This window comes from Streptomyces enissocaesilis, from assembly GCF_039533765.1.
Classification (GTDB): domain Bacteria; phylum Actinomycetota; class Actinomycetes; order Streptomycetales; family Streptomycetaceae; genus Streptomyces; species Streptomyces enissocaesilis.
Genome location: NZ_BAAAUD010000034.1, coordinates 1 through 25,795, shown reverse-complemented (window position 1 = coordinate 25,795; position 25,795 = coordinate 1). Strand labels below are relative to the sequence as shown.

14 protein-coding genes and 1 pseudogene are annotated in these 25,795 nt (G+C 73.5%); 11 read left to right on the top strand and 4 right to left on the bottom strand.

The window, feature by feature from the left end:
• The 11 genes and pseudogenes from ABD374_RS15295 to ABD374_RS34630 form a co-directional block, all read left to right on the top strand.
• Nucleotides 1-6,327 (top strand): amino acid adenylation domain-containing protein, encoded by a 6,327-nt coding sequence (locus ABD374_RS15295; RefSeq protein ID WP_344495439.1) that lies wholly within the window; start codon nucleotides 1-3, stop codon nucleotides 6,325-6,327.
• On the top strand, nucleotides 6,324-9,323 hold the full coding sequence (locus ABD374_RS15290; RefSeq protein WP_344495437.1) for a type I polyketide synthase: 3,000 nt from the start codon (nucleotides 6,324-6,326) through the stop codon (nucleotides 9,321-9,323). Before ABD374_RS15295 ends, ABD374_RS15290 begins: the two co-directional genes overlap by 4 nt.
• Complete coding sequence (locus ABD374_RS15285) at nucleotides 9,320-13,780, top strand: non-ribosomal peptide synthetase (protein WP_344495435.1); 4,461 nt, start codon at nucleotides 9,320-9,322, stop codon at nucleotides 13,778-13,780. The genes ABD374_RS15290 and ABD374_RS15285 overlap by 4 nt, the downstream gene beginning before the upstream one ends.
• A gap of 8 nt (nucleotides 13,781-13,788) precedes the next feature.
• A complete protein-coding gene (locus ABD374_RS15280) occupies nucleotides 13,789-14,679 on the top strand; it encodes a phytanoyl-CoA dioxygenase family protein (RefSeq protein WP_344495433.1) in 891 nt (296 codons plus the stop codon).
• 1 nt (nucleotide 14,680) lies between these two features.
• Nucleotides 14,681-16,018 carry a cytochrome P450 gene (locus ABD374_RS15275; protein ID WP_344495858.1) on the top strand — a complete coding sequence of 446 codons (1,338 nt, stop codon included), beginning with the start codon at nucleotides 14,681-14,683 and terminating at the stop codon, nucleotides 16,016-16,018.
• On the top strand, nucleotides 16,015-16,293 hold the full coding sequence (locus ABD374_RS15270; protein WP_344495431.1) for an acyl carrier protein: 279 nt from the start codon (nucleotides 16,015-16,017) through the stop codon (nucleotides 16,291-16,293). Before ABD374_RS15275 ends, ABD374_RS15270 begins: the two co-directional genes overlap by 4 nt.
• On the top strand, nucleotides 16,290-17,018 hold the full coding sequence (locus tag ABD374_RS15265; RefSeq protein WP_344495429.1) for a DUF6875 domain-containing protein: 729 nt from the start codon (nucleotides 16,290-16,292) through the stop codon (nucleotides 17,016-17,018). Before ABD374_RS15270 ends, ABD374_RS15265 begins: the two co-directional genes overlap by 4 nt.
• A gap of 3 nt (nucleotides 17,019-17,021) precedes the next feature.
• On the top strand, nucleotides 17,022-17,219 hold the full coding sequence (locus tag ABD374_RS15260; protein ID WP_344495427.1) for an MbtH family protein: 198 nt from the start codon (nucleotides 17,022-17,024) through the stop codon (nucleotides 17,217-17,219).
• Between the two features lie 87 nt (nucleotides 17,220-17,306).
• Nucleotides 17,307-18,572 carry an MFS transporter gene (locus ABD374_RS15255; protein WP_344495425.1) on the top strand — a complete coding sequence of 422 codons (1,266 nt, stop codon included), beginning with the start codon at nucleotides 17,307-17,309 and terminating at the stop codon, nucleotides 18,570-18,572.
• 662 nt (nucleotides 18,573-19,234) lie between these two features.
• The gene (locus ABD374_RS34635; protein WP_425577247.1) at nucleotides 19,235-20,137 is read left to right on the top strand and encodes a DUF4158 domain-containing protein; all 903 of its coding nucleotides are present in this window, start codon (nucleotides 19,235-19,237) and stop codon (nucleotides 20,135-20,137) included.
• Nucleotides 20,119-21,276, top strand: a pseudogene (locus tag ABD374_RS34630) (transposase); the annotation flags it as partial. The gene ABD374_RS34635 and the pseudogene ABD374_RS34630, both read left to right, overlap by 19 nt.
• A 70-nt stretch (nucleotides 21,277-21,346) precedes the next feature.
• On the opposite strand, the gene ABD374_RS15245 reads toward ABD374_RS34630, so the two are convergent.
• The 4 genes from ABD374_RS15245 to ABD374_RS15230 all read right to left on the bottom strand — a co-directional run bounded on the left by ABD374_RS15245 (nucleotide 21,347) and on the right by ABD374_RS15230 (nucleotide 25,677).
• The gene (locus ABD374_RS15245; protein WP_344495423.1) at nucleotides 21,347-22,408 is read right to left on the bottom strand and encodes a threonine aldolase family protein; all 1,062 of its coding nucleotides are present in this window, start codon (nucleotides 22,406-22,408) and stop codon (nucleotides 21,347-21,349) included.
• An 18-nt stretch (nucleotides 22,409-22,426) separates the two neighbouring features.
• The gene (locus ABD374_RS15240; RefSeq protein WP_344495421.1) at nucleotides 22,427-23,005 is read right to left on the bottom strand and encodes a helix-turn-helix domain-containing protein; all 579 of its coding nucleotides are present in this window, start codon (nucleotides 23,003-23,005) and stop codon (nucleotides 22,427-22,429) included.
• Nucleotides 23,005-23,727: an alanyl-tRNA editing protein gene (locus ABD374_RS15235; RefSeq protein WP_344495419.1), complete on the bottom strand. Its 723-nt coding sequence runs from the start codon at nucleotides 23,725-23,727 to the stop codon at nucleotides 23,005-23,007. The genes ABD374_RS15240 and ABD374_RS15235 overlap by 1 nt, the downstream gene beginning before the upstream one ends.
• 696 nt (nucleotides 23,728-24,423) lie before the next feature.
• Nucleotides 24,424-25,677, bottom strand: a complete 1,254-nt coding sequence (locus ABD374_RS15230; RefSeq protein WP_425577246.1) for an IS701 family transposase — start codon at nucleotides 25,675-25,677, stop codon at nucleotides 24,424-24,426.
• Between the last annotated feature and the right edge of the window lie 118 nt (nucleotides 25,678-25,795).

Below are 25,795 nucleotides of genomic sequence, written 5' to 3'. Positions count from 1 at the left end.
ATGCCCGAGGCCGACGCGGCCCGCATCCCGCTCACCCTGCCCGAGTTCGGCATCTGGCTCATCAGCAAGAAGGAGTCCGAGGCCTTCAACCTCCACCGGCTGTGGGAGCTGCACGGGGAGCTCGACGTGCGCTCTCTGCGCCGTGCCGTGGAGGACGTGGTACGCCGCCATCCGGTCTTCGCCCGCCGCCTGACGGAAGGTGACATACCGTCATGGAACGTCGGCGAGGCCGTCCCCGCCTGGAGCTTCGACGAGGAGACCGGGGACGCGGAGGACGCCGGCACGGCCGGGTGGCAGCGGCGGGCCGGCGCCCACCGGTTCGATCTGTCCCGCGACTGTCCGGTCCGCGTGAGCCTGCTGCGCCGCGGCCCCCGGCACCACCTGCTCTCCCTGCTCGTGCACCATGTGGCGTGCGACGGCGTGGCCCTGGAAACCCTGATCCGCGAAATCAGCGCCCGTTACGCCCACGTGGCGGAAGGCGGCGCCATGCCGTCCGCGGCCCCCGGCCCGGCGGTCCCGGAACCGCTGCCGGTCGCGGCGGAGGCCGCCCCTTCGACCGGTTACTGGCCGGAACAACTGGCCGACGCGCGCTGGCCCGACGCCCTGCCGCCCGGAGCCGGACCGCGAACCTGCCGGGCCCACACCCTCCGCCTGCCGCTCGGCCCGGACGAGACCGCACTGATCCGCGGCGCGGCGCGCAGGCTGCGGGCCACCCCGCACCTGATCGGTCTGGCCGCGCTCTACGCGACGCTCGCCGTCCACGGCAGCCCCTGCGATGCCATGGTCGCCACCCCGTTCGCCGCCAGAACCCCCGCGAACATGGACCTGGTCGCCTGCCTGGCCCGGATGGTGCCACTGCGCCAGCGCTGGGCCCCCGGGTCCTCGGGCGGCGAACTGGTCGAGGCCGTCCGCCGGACGGTGTCGGAGGCGCTGGCCCACTCGGCGGAGCCGATCCGGGAGGTTTCCGGGCTCTTCGACCCCGCGACCTCCGGAACCACCGTCTGCTTCCAGGCCCACGGCCGCCTGCCGGACCCCGAACTGCCCGGCGTCGACGTCCTCGCCCTGGACGACGACGACAGCCGGCTCGCCCGGTTCGACCTGGAATTCGATCTGCATCTGCGGCCGGACGCGGGTGCCGTCGTCCTCACCCGCCGCACCTCCGGCAGCACCACGGGCGAGGGCGCCGCCCGGCTCCTGGACACGTACCGGCGGATCCTCCTGCGGATCGCCCGCGACCCCGAGCTCACTCTCGCCCCGGCCGACGCGGACACGGGCACGGCGAAGGACGGCGAGCCGGAGGTCTCCCTGCTGCTCGCGCCCCCGCGGAACGGCCCGGCCCGGCCTCTCATGGAACGGTTCGCGGACCTGGTCCGGACCTCACCCGACCGTCCGGCCGTCGCCCACCGGTCCACGACGGCCGGCTTCGGCGAACTCGGCAACGCCGTGGCCCGGCTGGCCGCCACCCTGCGCGACCACGGGGCAGCCCCCGGAACCCCCGTCGCCGTCCTGGCCGAGCGGGGCATCCCCCTGGTCGCCTCGGTACTGGCCGTCTGGCAACTCGGCGGCCACGTCGTCCTGCTGGACCCCCTGCACCCCGACTCCCGCCTGGCCCACGTGGTCGCCGACACCCGGACGCGCCTGCTGCTGCGCAGCCCCGCTCTGCGGCACCGGCTGCCCGGCCATCCCGAAGTGGTGGACCTGGCCCCCGATGCGGACACCCGGCCGCCGGCTCCCGGCGAGGAGCTGCCCACCGGTGCCGCGGTCCACCATCCCCGCGCCCTGGCCTACGTCATCCACACCTCCGGAACCACCGGGCGGCCCAAGGGGGTCATGGTCGACCAGGGTGTGCTCGCCACCATGTTCGAGGCCCAGCCGGCCGGTCTGCGGATCTCCCGGGCCGGCCTGACCTGCGCGGTCTCCTTCGACGTCTTCTTCCACCAACTGCTGTACCTGTTCCGCGGGAGCTGCCTGGTGGTGGCGGAGGACGCGGTCTACCGCGACCCGCAGGCCCTCGTGTCCTGGACCGAGCGCCACGGCGTGGAGTTCCTCAGCATCACCCCGTCGATGCTCGGCGCGATGCGGCAGTTCGGCTTCGAGCAGACCCTCGGCCGGGGCGGGGTCGAGATCGAACTGGCCGGCGAGGCGGTCGACCAGGCCACCTGGGGACTGCTGCGCGAACTCGGCGTGCGGACCACCAACTCCTACGGGCCGACCGAGACCATCGTCGTCACCGCCTGCGACTTCGAGGAGCAGGACAGCCCGAGCATCGGCCGTCCCGTCGAGGGGACCTCGGCCTATGTGCTGGGGCCCACCCTGCGTCCGGTCCCGCCCGGGGTCGCCGGCGAGCTCTACATCGGCGGGCCGCAGGTCAGCCGCGGCTACATCGGCAAGCCCGGCCTGACCGCGGACCGGTTCCTGCCCGATCCCTTCACCTCCGAGCCCGGCGGCCGCATGTACCGCACCGGTGACCGGGTGCGGCTCACCGCCGAGGGCCGGCTGGACTACCTTCAGCGCGTGGACCACCAGCTGAAGGTGCGCGGCCAGCGGGTGGACCCCTACGAGGTGGAGGAGGTCCTGAGGCGGGCCTCCGGGGTACGCGACGCCTACGTCGCGCGCGGTGCGGCCACGCACGCCTCCGGCCTGCGGGCGTACGTCGTCCCCGCGGACCCCCGGACCCCGCCCGCCCCCCGGCGGATCCGTGCCCTCGCGGCCGAGCACCTGCCGCCGGCGGCCGTACCCACGCACATCACCGTGGTCGCGGCGTTCCCGATGACCCCCAACGGCAAACTGGACGAACAGGCCCTGCCGCAGCCCGCCGCGGAGCGGCCGGCCGGGCCCGGGGCCGATCCGGTCACCCGGCTGTGGCAGGAGACGACCGGCCTCCCTCCGGAGTCCGAGGACGACAACTTCTTCGAATGCGGCGGGAGTTCCCTGGACGCGGCGCGTGCGGTCGCCGCCCTCAACCGCCTCTGCGCGGCGGAGATCGACCTCGCCTCCTTCCTCCGCGACCCCACCCCGTTCGGCCTGCGGCACCAGCTGCGCAACACGGCGGCGCGGGAAGCCGGACCGGAATCAGGCGCGGAAGCCGCCGCCCCGGCCCCCGCCGGCGAGGCCGGCCCGCCCCGGCTCTCCGACGCGCAGCGACGCCTGCTGCTGCTGCACCGGGCCGCTCCGTCGAGCAACGAGTTCACCGTCTTCTGGGCGCTCCGCCCGGCGGCCGAGCCGGCCGCGGAGGCCCTGGACCGGGCCTGGCTGGAGGTCGTGACGGCACACGACGAACTGCGCCTCCGCGTCACGGAAACCGGTGGGAACCCGGTACGCGCCGAGTGGCCCGCGGCGCGGTTCCCCGTACACCGGCGGGCCCTCGGGCCGGAGGAGCTGGCCGGCGTGCTCGGCGAGGCGGCCCACCGCGCCTTCGACCCCTTCGGGGAACCGCTGATCCGGCTGGAGGCACTGAGCCTGCCCGAGGGCGAACACGTACTGCTGTTCACCGCGCACCACCTCGTCCTCGACCGGCACTCCATCCAGCTGATCAACGAGCGGCTCGCCTCCCACCTCGCCGGACGCGCGCTCCCCGTGCCCGGTCACCGGTACACCGAGGTCCGCGAGCCGGCCGCCGCCGAGGCGGACCGGTCGCGGGAGTTCTGGGCCGCCGAACTCGCGCAGGTGTCGACGGCACCGCCGATCGACTTCGGCACCCCGGAACCGACGCTGCGCGACCGGCGGGGCGCCAGTGCGGGCCGCGCCCTGGACGGGGCCGCCTGGAAGCTCCTCCAGGAGACGGCCCGCGCCCGGCGGACCACTCCGCTGGTGCTGGCCATGGCCGCCTTCGCGCTGACCGCCGACCGTTACGGGGCCGCGGGGGACGTGCTCGTCGGGACCACCATGGACGTCCGGCCGCCCGGCTTCGACGACGTCGTGGGGCTGTTCGTCAACCCGGTGCCGGTACGGCTGCGCTTCGGCCCCTCCCTCACCGGCGACGCGTTGATCGCCGCCACCCACGAGGCGCTGCTGCGGGCCCACGAACACCGCCGGCTGCCGTTCAACGAACTGGTCCGGCACCTGAAGCTGCGCTCCGAACCCGGCGGCGCCCCCCTCTTCCAGGTCCTCGTCGACTACGAGCCGCTGCCCCCGGCCGGCGGCACCGCCACCCCCGGCCGCGGCTGGACGCCGGTGGACATCCCCGCAGCGGTGGCCAAGTACGACCTGGAGGTCATGCTGCGCCGGACCGCCGACGGCGCCCACCTCGGCATCAACTACCGGACCGACCGCTGGCAGCGGGGACAGGCGGCCCAGGTCGCCGACCAGGTGTACGAGGCACTGCTGCGGCTCGCCTCGGACTCGGCCCTGCCCGCCGCACCGCCCCTCGCGGCTGTCACCGGTCCCCGGGGCCCGCGGGAGGGGCACGGAACACGGCCGTCCGGACGGAGCAGGCTCGTCGGTGACCTGGTGGCCGAGGTCGCGCTCCGGGAACCGGAGCGGATCGCCGTCGTGTCCGGCGAGGACGCGCTCACCTACGGCGCGCTGCGGTCCGCCGCCCTCGCCGCGGCGGCGCGCCTCGCCGAGGAGGGAGTGCGACGCGGCGACCGGGTGGCGGTGCTGGCCCGGCGTTCCACGTCCATGGCGGTGGCCGTGCTCGGCGCGGTCTTCGCCGGAGCCGCCTACGTACCGCTCGACCCCGGACACCCGGACGCGCGGCTCGCGAAGGCGCTGCGGGACAGCGGGGCCACCGCCGTCCTCGCCACCGGTGACTGCGCGGCCCGGGCCCGCCGACTGGGGGCCGCGGTGGTCGACCCGGAACGGGCCGGCCACGGTGGCCGGCACGCCCCCGCGGCCCTGCGCGAACAGGACCAGGCCTATGTCATCTACACCTCCGGTTCGACCGGCGAACCCAAGGGCGTGGTGATCGAACACGGTTCCCTCGCCGCCTCGACCGCAGCCCGCCGCGAGGTCTATCCGGGCCGCCCCGTGTTCCTGCTGGTGTCGCCGCTCGCCTTCGACTCGTCGGCGGCGGGCCTGTGGGGAACCCTCACCGCCGGGGGCCGGCTGGTCGTGGCCGACGAGGACGAGGTACGCGACCCCGAGCGGCTGATCGGACTCGTCGAGCGGCACCGGGTGACCCACCTGCTGTGCGTCCCCTCCCTGCACAGCGTGCTGCTGCGTACGGCCGAACGCGTCGGCGCCGGGGCGCTCCGCACCCTCCGCGAGGTGGTCGTGGCGGGCGAGCCGCTGCCGGAGCAGCTCCCGCACCGGCATTTCGGCCTGCTCCCCCAGGTGCCGCTGGTCAACGAGTACGGGCCCACCGAGGCCTCGGTGTGGTCCAGTTTCCGCCGCTACCACGAGCCGGGGCCGATCGGCATCGGCGGTCCCGTCCCCGGCTACCGCCTCTACGTCCTCGACCACGCGCTGCGACCGGCCCCGCCGGGCGCCCAGGGCGAACTCCACGTCGGGGGGCCGGGCGTGGGCCGGGGCTATCTCGGCCGGCCCGCGGCCACGGCCGCGGTCTTCCTGCCCGACCCCTTCGCAGGGGAGCCGGGGGCGAGGATGTACCGCACCGGCGACCGCGTCCGGCGGGGCGAGGACGGCACGCTGGTCTTCCTCGGCCGGACGGACGACCAGATCAAGGTGCGCGGCCACCGGATCCAGCCCGGGGAGGTCGAGGAGGCGCTCCGCGCGGTCGACGGGGTCGAGGACGCGGCCGTCGTGGCGCGTGACGCGGCCACGCTGGTGGCCTTCCTGACCGGCCGTCCGGCGTCGCCCGGCCAGGTCCGCCGGACGGTCGCCGCGACCCTGCCGACCTTCATGGTCCCGGGTGTCGTCCACCTCGTGGACCGGCTGCCCCGCACCGCCAACGGGAAGATCGACCGCCGCGCCCTGGAAGAGCGGGCGGCCGCACCGGTGTCCGCTCCGGACCGGGCCGCTCCGGACCGGGCCGCTCCGGCGGCCGCCGGGAGCCGTCCCGGGCGGTCCCGGCACGCGGAGGTCGCCGCCGCCTGGAGCGAGGTGCTCGACGTCACCGACGTGCCGGAGGACGTGAACTTCTTCGACCTCGGCGGCCATTCGCTGCTGGTCCCCGCCCTCCAGGAGGCACTCCACCGGCGGACCGGCGTCCGGATCCCCCTCCTCGACCTGTTCCGCCACGGCACCGTCGCGGACACCGCCGCCCGGCTGGCAGACCGTACGGCCGGGGCCGGGGCAGAAGCCCGGGCCGAACCCGCGGCGGTGGCCGGGTCCGCACCGACCCTGGACGCCGCCGACCGCCGCGCGCACAGGGCCGCGGCCGCCCGCCGGCTCCGTGAGCGCCGTACCGAGGAGGCAGGCCGATGAGCCGTGACCGCTCGCTGGACATCGCCGTCACCGGCATGTCGGGCCGGTTCCCGGGAGCCGCGGACATCGCGGAGCTCTGGGAGGCCCTCACCGCCGACCGCGTCCTCACCCGCCGGTTCCGGCGGGAGGAACTCCTGGACGCGGGTGTCCCCGCGCACCGGGCCGACGACCCCCACTACGTGCCCGTGTACGGGCGGCTGCACGACTCCGACCGCTTCGACCACGCCTTCTTCGGAATCAGCCCCCGCGAGGCGCGACTGCTCGACCCGCAGCAGCGCCTGCTGCTGGAGTGCGCGTGGACGGCCCTGGAGGACGCCGGCCACCCCTTCGGCAAGGGCGACCCGCTGCGCACCGGCGTGTACGCCTCGGCCGGCCGCAGCGACCACCTGCGCGACCTGCTCGCGACGGAGCACCTGGAGCCCCCGGAGCTGGAGGAGGCCGTCCTCGCCAACGAGCGCGACTTCCTGGCCACCCGCGTCTCCTACCGGCTGGGCCTCACCGGACCCGCGCTGAGCGTGCTGACCGCGTGCTCCTCCTCCCTGGTGGCGGTCCACCTCGCCGCCCAGGCGCTCAACAACGGCGAGTGCGACCAGGCCCTGGTCCTGGCCGCGTCCGCGAACGGGCCGCAGACCGGCCATCTGCACCTGCCGGGGGGCGTGATGTCCGCCGCGGGCCGGTGCCGCCCCTTCGACTCGGCCGCCGACGGCACGCTGAGCGGTTCGGGGGCCGTCGCGGTCGTGCTGCGGCGCTACGAGGAAGCGGCGGACGGACACCTCCCCATGCACGGAGTGATCCTCGGCTCCGCGGTGAACAACGACGGGAACGCCAAGGCGGGGTTCCTCGCCCCCTCGGCCCGGGGCCAGGAGCAGGTGATCCGCTCGGCCGTGGCCTCGGCCGGCGTCGACGCGTCGTCCATCGGCTACCTGGAGGCCCACGGCACCGGGACCCTGATCGGCGACCCCATCGAATGGTCGGCCGCCTCGGCCGCCTACCGCTCCCTCGGCGCCGCCCCGGGGTCGATCGCGGTCGGCGCGCTCAAGGGCGCGACCGGCCACCTCGACACCGCCGCGGGCCTGGCGGGCCTGGTCAAGGCGCTGCTCGTGCTCCAGCACGGCCGGGTGCCCGCCGTTCCGGGCCTCGTCGAGCCCAACCCCCTGCTGGAGCAGGAGAGTTCCCCGCTTCGGCTGCCGCCGTCCGCCGAGCCGTGGCGGAGGCCGGAGCCCAGGCGGGCCGCCGTGAGCTCCTTCGGCGTCGGCGGCACCAACGCCCATGTCGTCGTCGAGCAGGCGCCGCGGCCCGCAGCGGCCGAACGGGCGGACCGGGCACCCGACGGCAACCGGCCGGGCCGGCATCTGGTGGCGCTGTCGGCCGCCGACGAGGACGCTCTCGTACGGATGCGGGCACGGCTCGCGGACCATCTGACGGCCGTCTCCCACGGCACCCCGGGCGCGGAGCCGGCCGCGCTCGCCGACATCAGCGGCACGCTGGCCGGCCGGGCGGCCCTCGCGCACCGCTTCACGGCGGTGGGCGCGACCCGGGCCGAGATCGCCGCCCGGCTGCGGGACCCCGCCGCACCGCACACCACAGCGGCCCCGAAGGCCACCCCGCTGGTCTTCCTCCTCCCCGGCCAGGGCACCCAGGTCCCCGGGATGGCCCTGCCCTTCGAGGCGGCGCTGCCCGGATTCGGCCAGGCCCTGGAGACCTGTCTGGACAGGTTCTCCGAGGACACGGCGAAGGAGGTGGAACGGGCGCTGCGCGATCCGGGGTTCCCCCGTGAGCGGCTGGCGGAGACCCGGCTGGCCCAGCCGGCGCTGTTCGCCGTCGAGTACGCCGCCGCGGCCGCGCTCCGGCAGACCGGACTCGCCCCGTCCGTCCTCCTGGGCCACAGCCTCGGCGAGCTCGGCGCCGCCTGTCTGGCGGGCACGCTGGCTCTCGACGCGGCGGCCCGGATCGTGGAGCGCCGGGGCGCCCTGATGCAGGAGTGCGGAGCGGGAGCCATGATCTCGCTGGCGTGCTCGGAGGCGGAAGCCGCGCGGCTGGTCTCCGCGCACTCCGCCGAGTTGAGCGTGGCGGCGGTCAACACCTGGAACGACACCGTCCTCGCGGGCCGGGCCGAGGCCGTGCACGCCTTCCACGAGCGGATCGCCGGCCAGGTGCCGGCCCGCGTGCTGCGCACCGACCGGGCGTTCCACAGCGCACTCGTGGAACCGGCCGTCACCGGTCTGCGCACCGCGCTCGCACAGGTGGCGACCGGCCCGGCGGACCTCGTGTGGGTCCGGGGCGCGGACGGGGCGCCGGTGCCCGCGGGTTCCTCGGTGGACGCGGGGTATTTCGCGGACTCCGCCCGTGGCCCCGTGCGTTTCGCCCAGGCCCTGGCGGCCGTACGGGCCGGATTCCCCGGCGCCCGGGCGGTGGAAGTGGGACCCGGCCGGGTGCTCAGCGCGTTCGCCGAAGCGGCCGGCATTCCCTCCGTGCCGCTCTGCCCGGCCGGCTCCGCCGATCCCGGCGGAGGCCCGGTGCTCGCCGCCCTCGGGGAGCTCTGGGGTGCGGGCCTGCCCGTGGACCTCGCCCGGGTCCTGCCGCGCGGCCGCCATGTCCGGCTGCCCGGCTACCCGTTCCGCGGCCCGCGGTGGCCGCGCCCGGCCGGCACGCACCCCGCGGCCCCGCAGGCCGCGGCCCCGCAGGCAGTGGCCCCGTATGTCACACCCGAACCCGGCGACCGGGCACCGGAGGAGCCGGCCGAGCCCGCCGATGTGGTCCGGGAACTCTGGTACGGACAGCTCGGCGAGGTGCCGCTGTCCGGCGATGCCGACTTCTTCGACCTCGGAGGGGACTCCCTCTCCACGGCCCGGCTCGCCCGAGCCATGGGCCGCGCCTTCGACATCGAGGTGTCCGTACGCGATCTGCTGACGGCACGGACCCTCGACTCCCACATCGCCCTGGCCGAACGCCTGCTGGTCGAGCAGATCCTCGGCGAGTCCCAGGAGAACCGATGACCGCCTCCCCTCTGGACCGGCTCACCCCGGCCCAACGCGCCGCGCTCGCGGCCCGCCTCGCCGGGCGGCGGGCCGGCCGGGCCCCGGAACCGCCCGCGGCCCCGGAACCGCCGCGGGCCGCCCCCTCCGGCAGCCATGCGCTGTCGCTGACCCAGTACCGCATGTGGCTGGCGGAACAGTCCGCACCGGCCGGTTCGCCGGCGTACACCGTGCCCCTCGCCCTGAGGTTCACCGGACCGCTGGACACCGAACGGCTGCGGGCCTGTCTGCGGCTGCTCGCCGAACGGCACCTGGCGCTGCGCGCCCGGATCGTCCAGGAGGGCGGAGCGCCGCGGCAGCGCTTCGACGGTCCCGCCCGCATCCCGCTGGAGATCCGGCCGTTGGCCGGTGGAGCCGCCGGGCTCGACGAGGCCCTCGCCCGGGAGGCCGGGCGGCCCTTCCCCTTCGAACACCCGCCTTACGTCCGGGCCCTGCTCCTCGTCGTCGCACCCGGGGAACACGTCCTCGTCCTCACGCTGCACCACGTGGTGTGCGACGGGTGGTCGCTCAACATCCTGATCGGTGAACTCCTGGACGCCTACCGGGCCGAGGGCGCACCGGCGCTCCCCGGGCCGGCGGCCCAGGTGCGGCACCTGGACTACGTCCACTGGGAGCAGAGCGCCGAAGGCGCGGCCGAACTCGCCCGGTACGCCGCCTACTGGGAACGTCGGCACGCCCACCTGACCGACCGGCCCGAGCTGCCCTTCGCCCGGTACACCGCCCCGGCGGCCGGGGAAGCCGCGCCCTGCGCGGAGCTGGACCTGCCGGAGGGGCTCCCGCGGGCCGTCCATGCCCTGGCCCGGCGCACGGGGAGCACTCCGCACGCCGTGTGGCTCGCCGCGTTCGCCGCGAGCTGGCACCTGCTCACCGGGGTCCGCGCCGTTCCGGTGGGCGTGCCCACCGCCAACCGGACGATCGAGCGTTTCGACCGCGCGTTCGGAGCCTTCGTCTCGACGATGCCGCTGGTGCTGCACGTCGGCCCGGGGCAGACCTTCGGCGAGTTGGCGGAGCGGACCACGGAGGCCCTGCTGGAGGGGTCCGCCCACCCCGTCCCCGCCCTGGCCCCCGGGTCGGGCGCGGACATGCCCGCCGTCACGTTCGTCTTCACCGGCGAGATCGACCCCCCGGGTGCGTGCGGGCCGCTCGCTGTGGCACAGGTGCCGGTCCGGGTCCAGGGCAGCCAGGGCGACCTGACGGTCCAGCTCGAAGTACGGGGCGGCCGGATGACGGGCCGGCTCACCGGATCGTCGGAACGGTACACCGGCGAGGGCCTCGCCCGCCTCGCCCGGGCCTACCGGCGGTGCCTGCGGGCCGTGCTCGCCGCCCCCGACGGCCCGCTGGCCGCCGTCGATCTGAGGGAGGACGCGGACCGCGCGTTCGCGGCCTCGGTCGTCCGGGCCACCGCCCCGGCCCCCGCCGCCCCGCTGCCGTACGCAGCCTTCGCCCGGTGGGCCGGAAGGAGTCCGGGCGCCGTCGCCGTCGTGGACGCGGCGGGGCGGGAGACCGGCTACCGGGAGCTGGCGGACCGCGCGGAGCGGCACGCCGCCGCCCTGTACGCGTCGGGGGTGCGCCCCGGGACCTCCGTGGCCCTCCGGACGCGGCCGGGCGCCGACTACCTGGCCCTGACCCTGGCTGTGTGGCGGCTCGGCGGCTGGACCCTGCCGGTGCGCGCCGAGGACCCTCCGGCGCGGCTGCTGGAGGCGCTGCTCGGCGCGGACGTCCGGTTCCTGGTGTACGAGGGCGCGGGCAGCGTGCCGGACCTGCCCGGCCTGACGGCGCTACCGCTGCGGGAGGTCACCGGGGCCGCCGCCGCGCCGGTGCCCCCTGCCCCGGCGGTCCGCGGGGGGGATCTCGCGTACGCGGTGTTCACCTCCGGTACGACGGGCGCGCCGAAGTGCGTGCAGGTGTCCCACGGGGCCCTGGCGAACGAGCTCGCCTGGCGGCGGGACACCTTCGGACTCGGGGCGCCCGACCGGGTGCTCCAGACCATTCCGCTCGCCTTCGACCCCTCCTTCTGGCAGTGCTTCGGCCCGCTCGCGGCGGGAGCCGCCGTGGTCTTCCCGGACATCGACCCGGGGGCCCGTCCGGGCGACCTCGTGGACGCGGCCCTGGCCCACTCCGCGACCGTGGTGGACCTGGTGCCCTCGCTGCTGGCCGCCCTGACCGACGACGACCTCCGCCGGCTTCCGGCGCGCGTGGTCTTCTGCGGCGGGGAGGCGCTGCCCACGGCGCAGGCGGAGCGCTACCTGCGGCTCGGGCAGGGCGAACTGCACAACCAGTACGGCCCGTCGGAGGCCTGCATCGACGCGGCCTCCCACGCCTGCCGCGCCGCGGGTGCCGGGCGCGGCACCGTTCCGCTGGGCCGTCCCCTCTCCGGCGTCCGGCTGCACGTTCTCGACGACGCCCTGCGCCCGGTGCCCACCGGGTCGCCGGGCGAGCTGTACGTCGGCGGCGCCGGAGTCGCCCGCGGGTACGCCGGACGCCCGGCGGAGACCGCGGACCGGTTCCTGCCCGAGCCGGACGGCCCGCCCGGGGCGCGGATGTACCGGACCGGTGACCGGGTGCGCTGGAACACCGGTGGCAGCCTGACCTTCCTCGGCCGGGTGGACCACCAGGTGAAGGTGCGCGGTCACCGGGTGGAGCTCGAAGAGGTCGACCGGTGGCTGCGCTCCGCCGACCGGGTGCGGGAGGCCGCCGCCGTCGTGGTCGGCGTACGCGTCAACCGGCTGGTCGGCTTCGTCACGAGCGGGGCCGGTCCCGGGCCCGAGCCGGAAGCGGTCCGGAACCACCTCGCGGAGCACCTGCCGGCGCACATGGTCCCCGCCGAGGTACGGGTCCTGCCGGCCCTGCCGCTCACGCCGAACGGCAAGGCGGACCGCCGGGCCCTGGCGGAACTCGCGCTGGAACGGCGGGCGGGTCCGCGGCCCGGCCCGGCGCCGGCGGACCCGGTGGTCACCGCCGTGCTGGAGGCCTTCGCCGCCGCGCTGGACCTGCCCGCCGCCGCGCCCGAGGACCACCTGTACGAACTGGGCGGAGCGTCCCTGGGAGGGGCCCGCATCGCGGCCGAACTGACCCGGCGGCTCCGGGTCGAGGTCCCGGTGCGCACCGTGCTCGGCAACCCCAGGGCCTCGGACCTCGCCGCGGCCGTGACCCGGCTGCTGCACCCGCCCGCACCGGCCGCCGCCCCCGGGGACCCGGGCCCCCGGCCCGAGGACGGGCTCGGCACCGAGCAGCTCCACGTGCTCCGGCAGGAGCGGGTGCTCGGCCGCCTCACCCCGCCGGTCTCCTCCCTGCTGGCGCTGCCCCGTCCGGTCGGCCCGGAGGAGGCCGAGAAGGCCGTACGGCTGCTGGTGGACCGGCACGAGGCGTTGGCCCCGCTCCCCGGGGCGCCGGTGGAGGAGGACTGGCAGCCCTGTGTCACGGAGCCCCTCCCGGACCCGCCGGAGCTCGTGCACTGGCAGCCCGGGGTGTCCGACCGGAGCGTGCCGAACGGCGTCCCGGCCCTGCAGGCAACCCTGCTGACGGGCGCGGACGGCACGGTCCGCCACCTGCTGCTGCGCCTGGCCCGCAACCGGGGGGACGGTGCCTCCGTCGGCATCCTCGGCGAGGAGTTCCTCGGCCTGCTGGCCGGCGAGCCCCTGCCGGAACCCGCCCCCCGGTACAGCGGCTACGTCGGATCCCGGCGGGAGCGCCGACGGGCCCGGAACGCCGAACTGGAACACTACTGGGCGGATGTCCTGGCCGGTGCGACGGCCGATCCGTTCGCCCGCCGCCGCCCCGCAGGGCGCGAGTTCCGCAACCACGGCGCCCAGCTGGAGGTCCCGGCGGCCTCCCGGACGAGGCTGGCGGAATTCTGCCGGGAGGCGGGGACGACCCCCACCGCCGTGTACCTGGCCGCCCTGGCCCGGCCCGTGGCCCGCGCCGCGGCCGAGCGGCGCACCGCCGTGATCGGCCTGCCGGTCTCCCACCGGTCGGTGCTCAGCGAAGCCCGCCTGGTCGGGCGCGCCGTGGACCTGCTCCCCGTGGTCGTACCGGTCGGCGACCCGGCCGGGGCGCACCGCGCGCTCCTGACCGCGCTGGACCACGCCGACCTGCCGCTGCTCCGGATCGCCGAACTCGCGGATCCCGTCGATGCCGCGGTGCGGCCCCCGGTCTGCTCCGCCGGCCTGATCGTCCACGAGGGCCCCGGGGACGCCCCGGTGGTCGACGACACCCCGCCCGGCGAGTCCGTTCCCGAGCACTGGTCGGATCTCGACCTCGTGCTCCATGTGCATCCGCGGCCCTCCGGGGGCTTCCGTCTGGTGCTGTCCGGCTGCGTGCGGATGTTCGACCTGGCTGATCTCCGTACCGAACTGTCCGCGCTCGCCGCGGAGATCGAGGACTGGACCGTTCCGGCTCAACCTTTCACCGAAGATTGAGGAATGACATGAACGAGGAAGAGAAGTACCTCTTCGACCTCCGCGGCTATCTGGTCCTGCCGGACGCGCTCGGCCAGGACGAGGTCGCGGACATCAACGCGGCCCTCGACAACCACGGTCTGTGGGAGGGCGAGAACAAGCTCGGCTACCAGCTGCTCAAGCGGTACAACCCGTTCATCGCCAACGCCGGCCCGCTGCACACCACCCCGCGGCCGGTACGGAACCTGATCAGCCACCCGGCGGTGCTGCCCTGCCTGGAGGAGCTCCTCGGCCCCGACCTCCGGTACGACGAGGGGCAGGTCCTCTACGCGCGCAAGGGCGCGGGCGCCTTGATCCTGCACAACGGCAACACCCCGTGGGAGTACCCGCCGCTGACCTACCAGGTACGGGACGGGCGCATCTACGGGGGCCACATGATCGCGGCCTTCTGTCTCACCGACGCCCTGGCCGACCAGGGCGGCTTCGCGGTGGTCCCCGGCAGCCACAAGTCCAGCTTCCCGCCGCCGGAGGACTTCCAGACCTGGGCGAAGACCGGGGACTGGGTGAGCCGCGTGCCCGTCGAGGCCGGCACGGTCGTGCTCTTCGCCGACACCACGACCCATGGCAGCTGGCCCTGGGTGGCCGACTTCGAACGGCGGGTCGTCTTCTGCCGCTACACCGCGGGCATGGTGCAGCACAGCTCACCGGCCCCGGTACCGTCCGACCTGCCGGGCGAGGAGTGGACGCCCGTGGAGCAGCGGCTGCTCCGCCCGCCTTACGCCTGGCACTTCCAGCACGACGAGGTCGGCTACGCCGAGAAGTCCCGCACCTCGGTGCGCACCGAAGAGGGCTGGGTCATGGACGACCACTCCGGCCAGATCTTCGCCGTGAACGAGGACACCGGATCGGAGCGTGACTGAGATGGCGGCCATCACGCTCAGCTCCCTGGACACCGAGGGCTTCAACCACCAGATCAGGACCAGCCCCCTCGACATGATGACGCGGCTGCACGAGGAGGGAACCGTCTGCGTCATCCGGTCCGGGGAGAAGCACCGCCTCATCGTCACCTCCGAACCGGAACTCGCCGCGGCGGCCCTGGCCCACGGCTCCCGCAACCACCGCGAGCTGCTCCGGCAGCTGGTCGGCTCCGGCCTGTTCGTGGTCACCTCGGGCGAACAGTGGCGCCGCCGCCGGGGCCTGCTGCGCCCGATGTTCGCCGCCCGCGCGGTGGCCGAGCTGCACGGCCTGGTGATCGAGGCCACCGAGGACTTCGTACAGCGGCAGCTGCTGCCTTCCGCGGCGCAGTCCATCGATCTTGCCGAAACATTCCAGCAGCTGAGCATCGAGATCATCCTCCGGCTCGTCGAACCGGAACTCACGGGACCCGAACTGGCCGAGCTGACCTCCGCCCTGCACGCCGCGGTCGGCTATCTCGACACCCGGCTGTTCGCCCCGGAGAAGGTCGAGGAGACCGACCACGACAGGTTCGCCGCCGACCGCGCGGTCCTGGAGGACTTCATCGACGAGCGCGCCGCGCGCCACACCTGCCCGGTCACCGGCCGCGGGCTGCTCGCCGACCTCGTCGCCGCACTGCGCGAGGACGGACAGGAGGCGGACACCGGGCAGGCGCTGCGGGAGGAGCTGCTCTCCGTGTTCGTCGCCGGGGTGGAAACCATGGGCACCCTGCTGACCTGGATCTTCCACAACATGGCGGCGCATCCCGAGACCCGGGACCGCGCGCTCCGGGAAGTCCTCGCCGAGGACCTGCGGCAGCTGTCCGACCTGCCCTCCCTGCCGTCCGGGACCCTTCCGTACACCCGGGCCGTGGTCGAGGAGTCGCTGCGGCTCCACCCGCCGGCCTGGGCGCTCTTCCGCCGGATCGACGCGCCGCTCGAAGCGGCGGGCATCCGGCTGGAAGTCGACGACGTCGTCATGTCCAGCACATGGGCCATCCATCGTTCCCCCGAACTCTGGGACGCACCACAGGAGTTCCGTCCCGAGCGGTTCCTGGGCGAACGCCCGCCCGCCCAGCAGTACTTCCCCTTCGGGGCGGGCCCGCACCAGTGCCTGGGCCGCCAGTTCTCGCTGCTGGAAGCCCAGGTGGCCAGTGCGACCATTCTCAGCCACGGCACCCTTGACGTGGACGTCCCCCCGGAGGGCACCGGACTCCGCCCGACCATCGCACTGGCCCCCCACCCCCACCCCCGGGCCCGGTTCCTCCCGCACACCGCCGACACCGCCCGGGGAGGGGCCAGGTGAGCGACACCCGCGCCGCGGCGGAGGAGATCGTCGCCGGATCCTGGGAGCGTCACACCGGGATGCCGCCCGCGGCGGACTCCAACTTCTTCGCCGACGGCGGCACCTCCGTCGGCATGATCCGGCTGGTCCAGGACATCGGGGACGGCCTGGGCGTGGCCCTGGAGTTCGCAGACGTCTACGCCGTGGAGACCTACGCGGAGCTGTGCGGGCTGATCGGCGCCCAGCGCGCCGCGACCGACAGCCCCGGCCGGACCTCGCTCCGGGGCTCGGCATGACGGCCTCCCTGCCGTCCGGGGGCCGGGCACCGGCGGGTACGGACGGCCCGTGGGTGCGGGTGTCACCGCCCCAGCCCCGGAAGCGGGTGGACCGGGACCTCGCCCGGATCGACGACTGGCTGCGCAGCTACGTGGGCAGCGTCCATCCGGAGCTCGGGCGCCGCGGTCCGGTCTGCCCGTTCGTCCCTCCCGCCCTCAGCGACCACGCGGTGCAGTTCAGCCTCCGGTACGAGATCGACGGCCTCGACGGCGCACTGCTGCACCGGACTCTGGAGGCCGAGATACGGGACTTCGTCCGGGTGGCGAGGCCGGTCCCGCACTCCGGCACCTCGCTGGAGAGCCGGGTGGTGGCCCTCCCCGACACCGGGCCCGAGGGGTGGCGCACCCTGGACCAGGAGTACGAGGCCCTGAAGAACAAGGCGGTGGACAGCGGCCTGATGATCGGTCAGTTCCACCCCCACTGCGACGAACGGGCCGTGCGCAACCCGGCGTTCAGGGTCTCCGTGGCTCCGCTGGGAGTACTCGCGATACGCCGGATGGCACCGCACGACGTGCTCTTCCTGCACGATCGCCGGAACTGGTTCGGCATCTACGACCGGTTGTTCCGGTCCTACTACCAGCGTGGGCGGATCAGGGACCCGCTGCTGCGCCGGCTCCACCGCGCGGGGGTGGGCCGCCACGGGCTGCCCCCCGTCGTTGTCCAGGAACACGAGAAGGAGGAATGAGGAATGATGCACCAGGATCTCTTCCACGTGGTCGTCAACCACGAGGACCAGTACTCGGTCTGGCCCACCTATCACGACGTTCCCCAGGGCTGGCGGACCGTCGGGGAGCCCTCGCCGCGGGAGGACTGCCTGCGGAGGATCGAGGAGCTGTGGACGGACATGACGCCGAAGTCGCTGCGCGAAGCGGCCCCGGCCGGCTGACCGGCTGAGGCCGGGCCGCCGGAGCCGTCCACCGTCGCCGCGCCGTGATGCAACGGTTGCACATACCAGGAAATCGCAGAGGGAATGATGCTGGAACAAGTTCGACTGCCGCTACGCCACCGCGCGTTCCGGACGGTGTGGTGCGGTGAGACGCTGTCGATGCTGGGCGACTACAGCTTCGAAGTGGCATTCGTCTGGCTGGTGTTCCAGGAGACCGGATCGGCCGGGGCACTGGCGGCGGTGCTGCTGGTGCAGACGGTGCCGCGCGGGGTGCTGCTGCTGGTCGGGGGCGCGGTGACCGACCGGGTGTCGCCCCGTACGGTCATGCTCTGCTCCCACCTGGTCAGAGGCACCGCGGTGGGGATGCTCGGCCTGCTGGCCGTGATGGACGACGTACAGGTGTGGCACCTGTACGCCCTGGGGGCCGTCGCGGGTGTGGCGGAGGCCTTCTTCATGCCGGCCCAGGACAGCATCCTGCCGTCCCTGCTGCCCACCGAGCAGATCCCGCGCGGGAACGCGCTGGTCGGATTCGGCGAGCAGGGCGCCCGGTTCCTCGGACCGCTGCTCGGCGCCTCCCTGGTGGCCATGGTGGGGACCCCGGCCGCGATCCTGCTCAACAGCGGCACCTTCTTCGTGGCCGCCTGGACCGTCCTCGCCGCGCCGAGGCGCCGGTCCGACGCCGAGGAGTCCAAGCCGCTCTCGGTCATCGGCAGCGAGATCGTCGAGGGCCTCCGCTACACCCGGAAAAACCGTGAGGCCCGTACCGTCCTCATGATCATCGGTGCGGCGGCGCTGAGCTACAGCGGCCTCTTCGCGGTGGCCCTCCCGGCGCTGGCGAAGTCCTTCTCCCAGGACTCCATGGCCCTGGGCCTGCTCCTGTCCGCCTGGGGACTCGGCCAGCTGACCGGGACGATCGCGGCGGTGTTCACCGGCCTGCCGCGGCGCTGGGGCATCCTGATCATCGGCATGACGCTCACGGAGGGCGTGGCCTTCATGCTCCTCGGCGTCCTCCCGAACGTCTGGCTGGCCGCCGCCACCCTGGCCCTGCTCGGGGTGGGCGTGGCGTACTCCAGCGACGTGGCCCTGCCCACCTTCATCCAGACCCGGACCCCCGAGGAGGTCCTGGGCCGCATCAACAGCGTCATGTACCTGCCCCGGGTCGTCCTCGAACCGATCTCCCTGGCGGTCATGGGGCTCCTGGTCACGGGCGACCTGCGCGTGGCCTTCGCGGTGGCCGCCGTCCCGGTCCTGGCGGTCGGGATCCGCCTGGCCTTCGACAGCGGCGCCCGCGGCCTCACCACCGCCACCGAGGAGCCCCAGGCGGCCCCCGCGGCCGGCCCGGGGGCCGTCTGAGCGCCTCCGGCCGGTGCGGCTCCCGTCCACGGTGCGGTGCCGCACCGCCCGTGCCCTCGGCGTCCTCCCCCTCCGCGGATCGCGGACCACGAGACCGGCGGCGACGCGGGCGAGGAGCCGGCTTGCCAGGTGGTGCGTGACAGTGAGCGAGGGTGCGCCGCCCCGCCGGGAGCTGCGGTTCAGCCGTTTGCGGTGCGCTCGGAGACGAGGCCGGCGATGCCCCGGCAGGTGGCGGCAGCCGGTCTCGTCGGTGAGTCCAGCGGGTCGGCCGCTTCCAGCGTCTGCGGGTTCTCGTCCACGACCTGGCGCGGCCGGGCACGTACCCGCTGCCGCTCGCGGGCCCTCGGCCCTCCCCCACCGCGGTCTTCCCGCTCTCCTGCGTGGTTCCGAAGCGCTTCGGAACCCGCCTCAGGACTACGAGCAGACTGGAGCGCCCCGTTGGGCCGAACTCCCAGGACACATCTGCGTGAGGACAGTGATCTGGTTACCCGCCGGCCAGGTCAGCAAAGGGCCGCCAGGAGTGCGGGGACGGCCTCGGGGAACATCGGTACAGCGGTTATCGGTGAGAATGATCATGGTCGTCTAGCACAGTGATCCACTTCGCCACTGGGATTCGGTGAAACGCCTTCGGGCCTGCTCCGGAGCTGGCTACGGTCCGGCTCGTGCCGGTGGAATTTCTGAGCGATGAACAAGCTGAGGCGTACGGGACGTTCGCCGAGGAGCCGACGAGGCCCGAGCTGGAGCGGTTCTTCTTCCTAGACGACGTGGACCGGGACCTGATCGCCCTGCGGCGGACGAAGCACCACCAGCTCGGCTTCGCGCTCCAGATGTGCACGGTGCGGTACGTCGGCCTGTTCCTGGAGGACCCGCTCGCGGTGCCGTGGCCGGTGGTCGAGCACCTGGCCGCGCAGCTCGGCATCGAGGACCCGTCGGTGGTCAAGCAGTACACCGAACGGCGTCAGACGCTGTACGACCACGCGTGGGAGATCCGGGACGCCTACGGCTACCACCCCTACGAGGATGCCGAGTGGGGCAGGCGGTTCCGTACGTTCCTGCACGGGCGGGCGTGGACGCATGCCGAGGGCCCGAAGGCGCTGTTCGACCACGCGGTGGGCTGGCTGCGCCGCCACCGGGTACTGCTGCCCGGGGTTTCGGTACTGGCCCGGCAGGTGTCGGAGGCGCGGAAGGTCGCGGAGAAGCGGCTGCACGCCACCGTCGCGGGCGCCGCACGCCGCGTGGACCCGGCGCTGCCCAGTGACCTGGTGGCGACGCTGAAGACGCCGGAGGGTTCGCGGTTTTCGGAGCTGGAGCGGCTGCGCCGGCCGCCGACGCGGACGACCGGGACGGCGTTCGCCCGTGCGCTGGAGCGGGTGGACGAGATCGGCGCGTACCAGCTCGGTCGGCTGAAGCTGTCGCAGATCCCGTCGAACCGGATGGCTGCTTTGGCCCGGTACGCGCTGGGGTCGAAGGCGCCGCTGCTGGAGCGGGCGGCGGAGCCCAAGCGCACGGCGATGCTCACCGCGGTGATGCGGCACCTGGAGGCGAAGGCGATCGTCCGGTGGTGAACCCGGGCTACGAGGCGCTGACCCGGGCCCGACTCGTGCACGTCGACCAGTACTACCTGCGCGCCGACACCATCGCCGCGGCGAACGCGCGGCTGATCGCCGCCCAGGCCGCCGTGCCCATCGTGAAGTTCTGGGGCGAGGGGCTGCTCGCCTCGGTGGACGGGCTGCGGTTCGTCGTCCCCGTCCGCACGGTCAGCGCGGCGCCGTCGCCGAAGTACTTCGGGTTTAAGCGCGGCATCACCTGGCTCGACGCCGTCAACGATCAGGTCGCGGGCACCGGGCAGATGGTCGTGCCCGGCACCCCGCGCGACTCCCTGCACATCCTGGACGCGCTGCTGAACCTGGACGGCGGCGTGAAGCCGGAGATGGTGGCCACCGACAACGCCTCGTACTCCGACATGGTGTTCGGCCTGTTCAAGATCCTCGGTTACAACTTCAGCCCGCGCTTTCGCGACCTGGACGACCAGCGGTTCTGGCGGGCCACGATGCCCGGCGTCGAGACCGGCAGCTACGGCGCCCTGGAAGACCTGGCCCGCAACCGCGTGAACCTGAGCAAGGTGATCACGCACTGGCCGGACATGCTGAAGGTCGCCGGTTCCCTGGTCACCAACCAGGTCCGCGCCTACGACCTGCTGCGCATGTTCGGACGCGACGGGCGCCCGACCCCGCTCGGGTCGGCGTTCGCGGAGTATGGGCGGATCGCCAAGACCGAACACCTGCTGCGCGTGGTCGACCCGGTCGACGACACCTACCGGCGGCAGATGAACCGGCAGCTCACCGTGCAGGAGTCCCGCCACAAGCTGGCCCGGGACGTGTGCCACGACAAGCGCGGCACCATCCACCAGGCGTACCGCGATGGGATGGAGGACCAGCTCGGCGCGCTCGGCCTGGTCCTCAACGCCATCGTGCTCTGGACGACGAAGTACATCGACGCCGCCGTCGCCCAGCTCCAGGCGGAGGGCCACAAGATCCGGGACGAGGACATCGCCCGGCTCTCCCCGCTCAAGCACCGCAATCTGAACCTGCTCGGCCGCTACAGCTTCACCGCCAGCGTCCCGGCCGCCGGCGCCCTGCGTCCGCTGCGCGACCCGGACGCACCGGAACTGGACGAGGACGACGACGGTGACGGACGGGAGTAAGCCCCGTCCGGCAGATCTTGCTGCTGAGGCCTTGTTCTCCCAAGCCGCCTGGCCGGGTCGGGCCCGGTGGTCAGCGGGTATGGCGGCGGACCGCGTCCAGGAGCTGGTCGATGTCTTCGGGGGTGTGGGAGAAGGAGGTGACGAGCCGGACGATGCCCGGTGTCCAGCGGTCGTGGTAGAAGGTGTAGCCCTCGGCGAGGAGCCCTTCGGTTGTCTGCTGGGGCAGGCGGCAGAAGAGGATGTTGGCCTGCGGGCTGCCCAGGAGTTCGGTGCCGGGGAGGGCCTTGAGACCGTCGCCGAGCCGGGTGGCCATCGTGTTGGCCTGGCGGGCGTTGCGCAGCCACAGGCCGTCGGTGAGGTAGGCGTCGAGCTGGGCGGTGTGGAAGCGCATCTTGGAGGCGAGCTGGCCGGCGCGCTTGGTACGGAAGGCGAGTTCGGTGGCCAGTGCGGGGTCGAAGGAGACGATGGCGTCGGCGGTCATCGCGCCGTTCTTGGTGGCGCCGAAGGACAGGACGTCGATGCCGGTCTTCCAGGTCATCTCGGCCGGGGTGGCGCCGAGGTGTTCCAGGGCGTTGGCGAAGCGGGCGCCGTCCATGTGGACGCGCAGCCCCGCGTCCTTGGCGATGGTGGCCAGGCGGCGTATCTCGTCGAGGGTGTAGACGCTGCCGCTCTCCGTGGCCTGGCTGATGCTGACCACCGATGGCTGCACGCTGTGCACGTCACCGGCCTTGCGGCGCACCGCCTCGCGGAGCGCGTCGGGGTCGATCTTGCTGTCGTCGCCGGGAACCGTGACGAGTTTGGCGCCGTTCGTGAAGAACTCCGGCGCGCCGCACTCGTCGTTGTTGATGTGGCTGTCGGGGTGGCACAGCACGCTGCCCCAGGGCGGGGCCAGGGCGGCCAGGCCCAGGCAGTTCGCGGCGGTTCCGGTGGAGACCGGGAAGACCTCGACGTCACGTTCGAAGATTTCGCTCAGCCGGTGGCGGGCGCTGCCGGTGAAGGGGTCGTTGCCGTACGGCAGGGCGTGCCCGGCCGCCGCCGCGGCGACGGCCCGCGCTATCTCGGGCGAAGCGCCCGCCATGTTGTCGCTGATGAAGGCCCGGTTGGAGCCGATGACGTCGGTGGTGGTGCTCATGGGTGGGTCTTCCTTGGCTCAGGTGCTGATGGGGGAGGCGAAGACGACGGTGATGTCCACCGCCTCGGCAGCGGTGCGGTAGAAGTGCGGGGCGTCGCCGGCGAAGGCGAGCATGTCGCCGGGGCCCAGGTCCTGCGGGGCATCGACCGGCCCGGCGGTCACGTGCCCGGAGGCGATGAGCAGGTGCTCGATCGTGCCGGTGGCGTGGGGGACGCCGGCCAGCTCCGTCTCGGGCGGGATGCGCAGCCGCCAGATCTCCAGGCTGTTGCCGCTGCTGATGCGGCGCAGCAGCTCCCGGGCGACCTCGCCCGGTTCGGCGGGCGTGCCCGGCCGGTAGACCGGCCCGGTGGCGGCGTCGCGCGCCAGCAGGTCCGCGATCGGGATGCGCAGCGCGACGGCGATCGCGTCCAGGGTGTCGATCGTCGGATTACCGTTGCCGGCCTCCAGCTGCGACAGCGTGGCCTTGCTCAGCCCGGCGCGCCGGGCCATCTCCGCGGCGCTCATGCCGCGCTGCTGGCGGCGCAGACGGACCTTCGCGCCGACCGCGGCCGCGGTACTGCTCACCGGCTGCCGGCCGGACCCAGACGGCGCGGCCATCAGAGGCTCCGGTGGGTGGTGGAGTAGGACACCTTGATACGGCCCTTCTTCACCTTCAGCGTCGGCAGGACCACCTCGCCCAGATCGCCGAGGCTGCGCACATGGGTGCCCCCGCACGGCGCGCAGTGCAGGGCGTCCAGGTGCACCACCCGCCGGCCCTCACCCTCGTACCGCGCGAAGACCGGCAGATCGTCGGCGACCGCGGCGGCCACCGCGTCCCGCAGCGCGGCGGTGGCCTCCTCCCGCCCCTCCGCATCGGCCAGCCGGGCGTCCGGCTGCGGCGCCTGGAACTCGATGCGGGCCTGACCGGGGAAGTGGTTGTTGCTGAGCATCTCCCACCCCTGAAGGCGTCCGACCGCCTCGACCAGGTGCCCGGCCGTGTGCAGCGCGGCGTGCGTCATCCGGGCCTGCACATCGATCCGCGCCCGCACCTCCTGCCCCACCGCGAGGGACGGCAGCTTGCCGCCCTCGGGCGCCACCGCCGCGACCAGCCCCGACTCCCGGTCCCGGACCGGGACGACCTCCACATCGTCCAGCCACCCCCGGTCGGCAGGCTGACCGCCGCCCTGCGGGTGGAACAGGCAGTGCTCGACGGCAGCCCACGGCACACCGTCCCGCTCACCCACGGCGATCACCCGCGTGTCGGCCTGATCCAGATACGTGTCATCCAGGTACGTGGCGACCTGGACAGCTTCCCGAAGCGTCTCGCTCAAATGAACCATATGTTCACCATAACGAACGAACGAGTGGGTGAACATCGCGTTCAGTAAAACGAACGACCGCCCCGGCACCGCTCCTCACCCTTGACTGGACTCTCCCCGGCCCGACACTCACCCACGGTCAACGATCCAGCCGGAATCCGCTACAGAGAGCTACTCGTCACCTCGCCGCAGCTTCGGGAAGACAGCCGCCCCGCCCACTCGCTGCAAAGCAGGGCGGGCGCTGCTACTTCATTGCTGTCGTCAAACGATCGTTTGACGACAGGTCGCCGACGCGCCCAATGAACCCGTGCAATCCGGGGGTTCACGGCGGCTCGAATCCAATCAGATCCGATGGTGATTGCTGACAGGGTTTGACGACAGATAGGGTCCGATCCTCCGTCCGGAAGGGGCCCTCGGTGGCGAACCTGGTCCACAAGCGCGTCTCGACCGACCAGCAGTCGACCGCCCGGCAGAACCTCGTCCTGGACGAGGCCGGGATCGAGGACCCGATCCCGTTCGAGGAGGAGGCGGGCACCTCTAGTACTCCAGCAGGACTTTGGTGTCTGAGCTGGGACGATGCCGGGCGGCTGGAGTGTAGCGGGACGGTGGCTGGTCAGGGGCGGTCTCTTCGAGACCGCCCCTCGATCGTGCGACAGCGTCGCTGGTAGTGGCAGCGGCGGGCGACTGCTTGGCGTCGTCGGCGCCAGTTCGACCAACTCACCGCGTGGCGCCGGCCTCGGTGTCCGCGCAGGTGCGGGGGCCGGGGAAGACAAGCTGCCAGGAGTCGCCGAACCTCCGCCACTGAGAGCTCGATGGTCCCGGCTGTCTCACCGGTCCCGCCCCCTTTTCCTGGGGCTGGTGTGCCGTGGCCGCCAGGAAGGCGTGCGCGAGCATGGCCAGAGTGATGTGCCGGTACCAGCCCACGTAGCGACGGACTTCGTACTGGTCCAGACCGCATTCGTTCTTTGCGGCCTGGAAACACTCCTCAATCGCCCAGCGCGTCCCTGCGATCCGCACCAGTTCCTGAACGGCGGTCTCCAAGGGGGCGTAAGCGAGGTAGTAGGCGATCTCGTCGGGCTTGCGGATGCTGCGCCGGGCCAGCGCCCACCGCATCCGGTGAGGGACCTCGTCCTGGTAGTCGAACTCGGCGACGGCCGGAAGCCGCACCGCCGCCCAGTGATAGACACGAGGGCCCTTCGCGCCGTCACCGCATGAGATCTTCTCCCATGCTTCGTCGGGGGCCTGCGCGAACAGGCCCTCAATGCGAGGACAGCCCACGGTGAACTGAGACTTGGGCACGGCCAGCACGTAGCCGACGCCCGACTGTTCCAGCAGCCGGCGGAAGCGGCTCTCCTGTCCGTAGGCGGAATCCGCGGTCACCCAGGCGATGGGCAGTGGCGAGGCAAGGGACCGCAGCACCATGCGCCGGGCCAGTTCGCCCTTGGTGGCGAACTCCCGGTCGTCGGGGACTCTGGCCGCGCGGCAGCGTGTCCGGTCATCGGTCCAGGACTTGGGCAGGTAGAGCTCGCGGTCGACCAGGGCCCGGCCGCGGGTGGTGGCGTAGGCGGCGAAGACGCCGATCTGGCAGTTCTCGGTGCGGCCTGCGGTCCCGGAGTACTGGCGCTGGACCCCGGCGGAGGTGGTGCCCTTCTTGATGAACCCAGTGTCGTCGATGATGAGGACCCCGTCGTGCTCGCCGAGCTTGTCGGCAACGTATTCCTGCAGGTCGTCGCGGATGTCGTCGGGCTCCCACTTCGCACCGGCGAGCAGATGCTGCAGGCCGTCGGGAGTGGGGTGGCCTGCCTGTTCGGCCAGCTGCCAGCTGTTCTTCCGGGCTACTGGAACGAGCAGGCCGCGTACGTAGTCGCGCATGCGGCGACGGAGTTCGACTCGGCCGAAGCGATGGCCGATGGTCACGAAGAGGTCGTTCAGTTCCAGGTCCCATTGCTCGGCAGCATGCTCAGTGATCACGTAGGGAGGCTGCCCCGCCGCTGCCACTACCAGCGACGCTGTCGCACGATCGAGGGGCGGTCTCGAAGAGACCGCCCCTGACCAGCCACCGTCCCGCTACACTCCAGCCGCCCGGCAT

Excerpts from the sequence above, each read along its gene's own strand:
- ABD374_RS15295 (WP_344495439.1), top strand. The coding sequence starts at position 1 with ATGCCCGAGGCCGACGCGGCCCGCATCCCGCTCACCCTGCCCGAGTTC.
- ABD374_RS15290 (WP_344495437.1), top strand. The coding sequence starts at position 6,324 with ATGAGCCGTGACCGCTCGCTGGACATCGCCGTCACCGGCATGTCGGGC.
- ABD374_RS15285 (WP_344495435.1), top strand. The coding sequence starts at position 9,320 with ATGACCGCCTCCCCTCTGGACCGGCTCACCCCGGCCCAACGCGCCGCG.
- ABD374_RS15280 (WP_344495433.1), top strand. The coding sequence starts at position 13,789 with ATGAACGAGGAAGAGAAGTACCTCTTCGACCTCCGCGGCTATCTGGTC.
- ABD374_RS15275 (WP_344495858.1), top strand. The coding sequence starts at position 14,681 with ATGGCGGCCATCACGCTCAGCTCCCTGGACACCGAGGGCTTCAACCAC.
- ABD374_RS15265 (WP_344495429.1), top strand. The coding sequence starts at position 16,290 with ATGACGGCCTCCCTGCCGTCCGGGGGCCGGGCACCGGCGGGTACGGAC.
- ABD374_RS15260 (WP_344495427.1), top strand. The coding sequence starts at position 17,022 with ATGATGCACCAGGATCTCTTCCACGTGGTCGTCAACCACGAGGACCAG.
- ABD374_RS15255 (WP_344495425.1), top strand. The coding sequence starts at position 17,307 with ATGCTGGAACAAGTTCGACTGCCGCTACGCCACCGCGCGTTCCGGACG.
- ABD374_RS15245 (WP_344495423.1), bottom strand. The coding sequence starts at position 22,408 with ATGAGCACCACCACCGACGTCATCGGCTCCAACCGGGCCTTCATCAGC.
- ABD374_RS15240 (WP_344495421.1), bottom strand. The coding sequence starts at position 23,005 with ATGGCCGCGCCGTCTGGGTCCGGCCGGCAGCCGGTGAGCAGTACCGCG.
- ABD374_RS15235 (WP_344495419.1), bottom strand. The coding sequence starts at position 23,727 with ATGGTTCATTTGAGCGAGACGCTTCGGGAAGCTGTCCAGGTCGCCACG.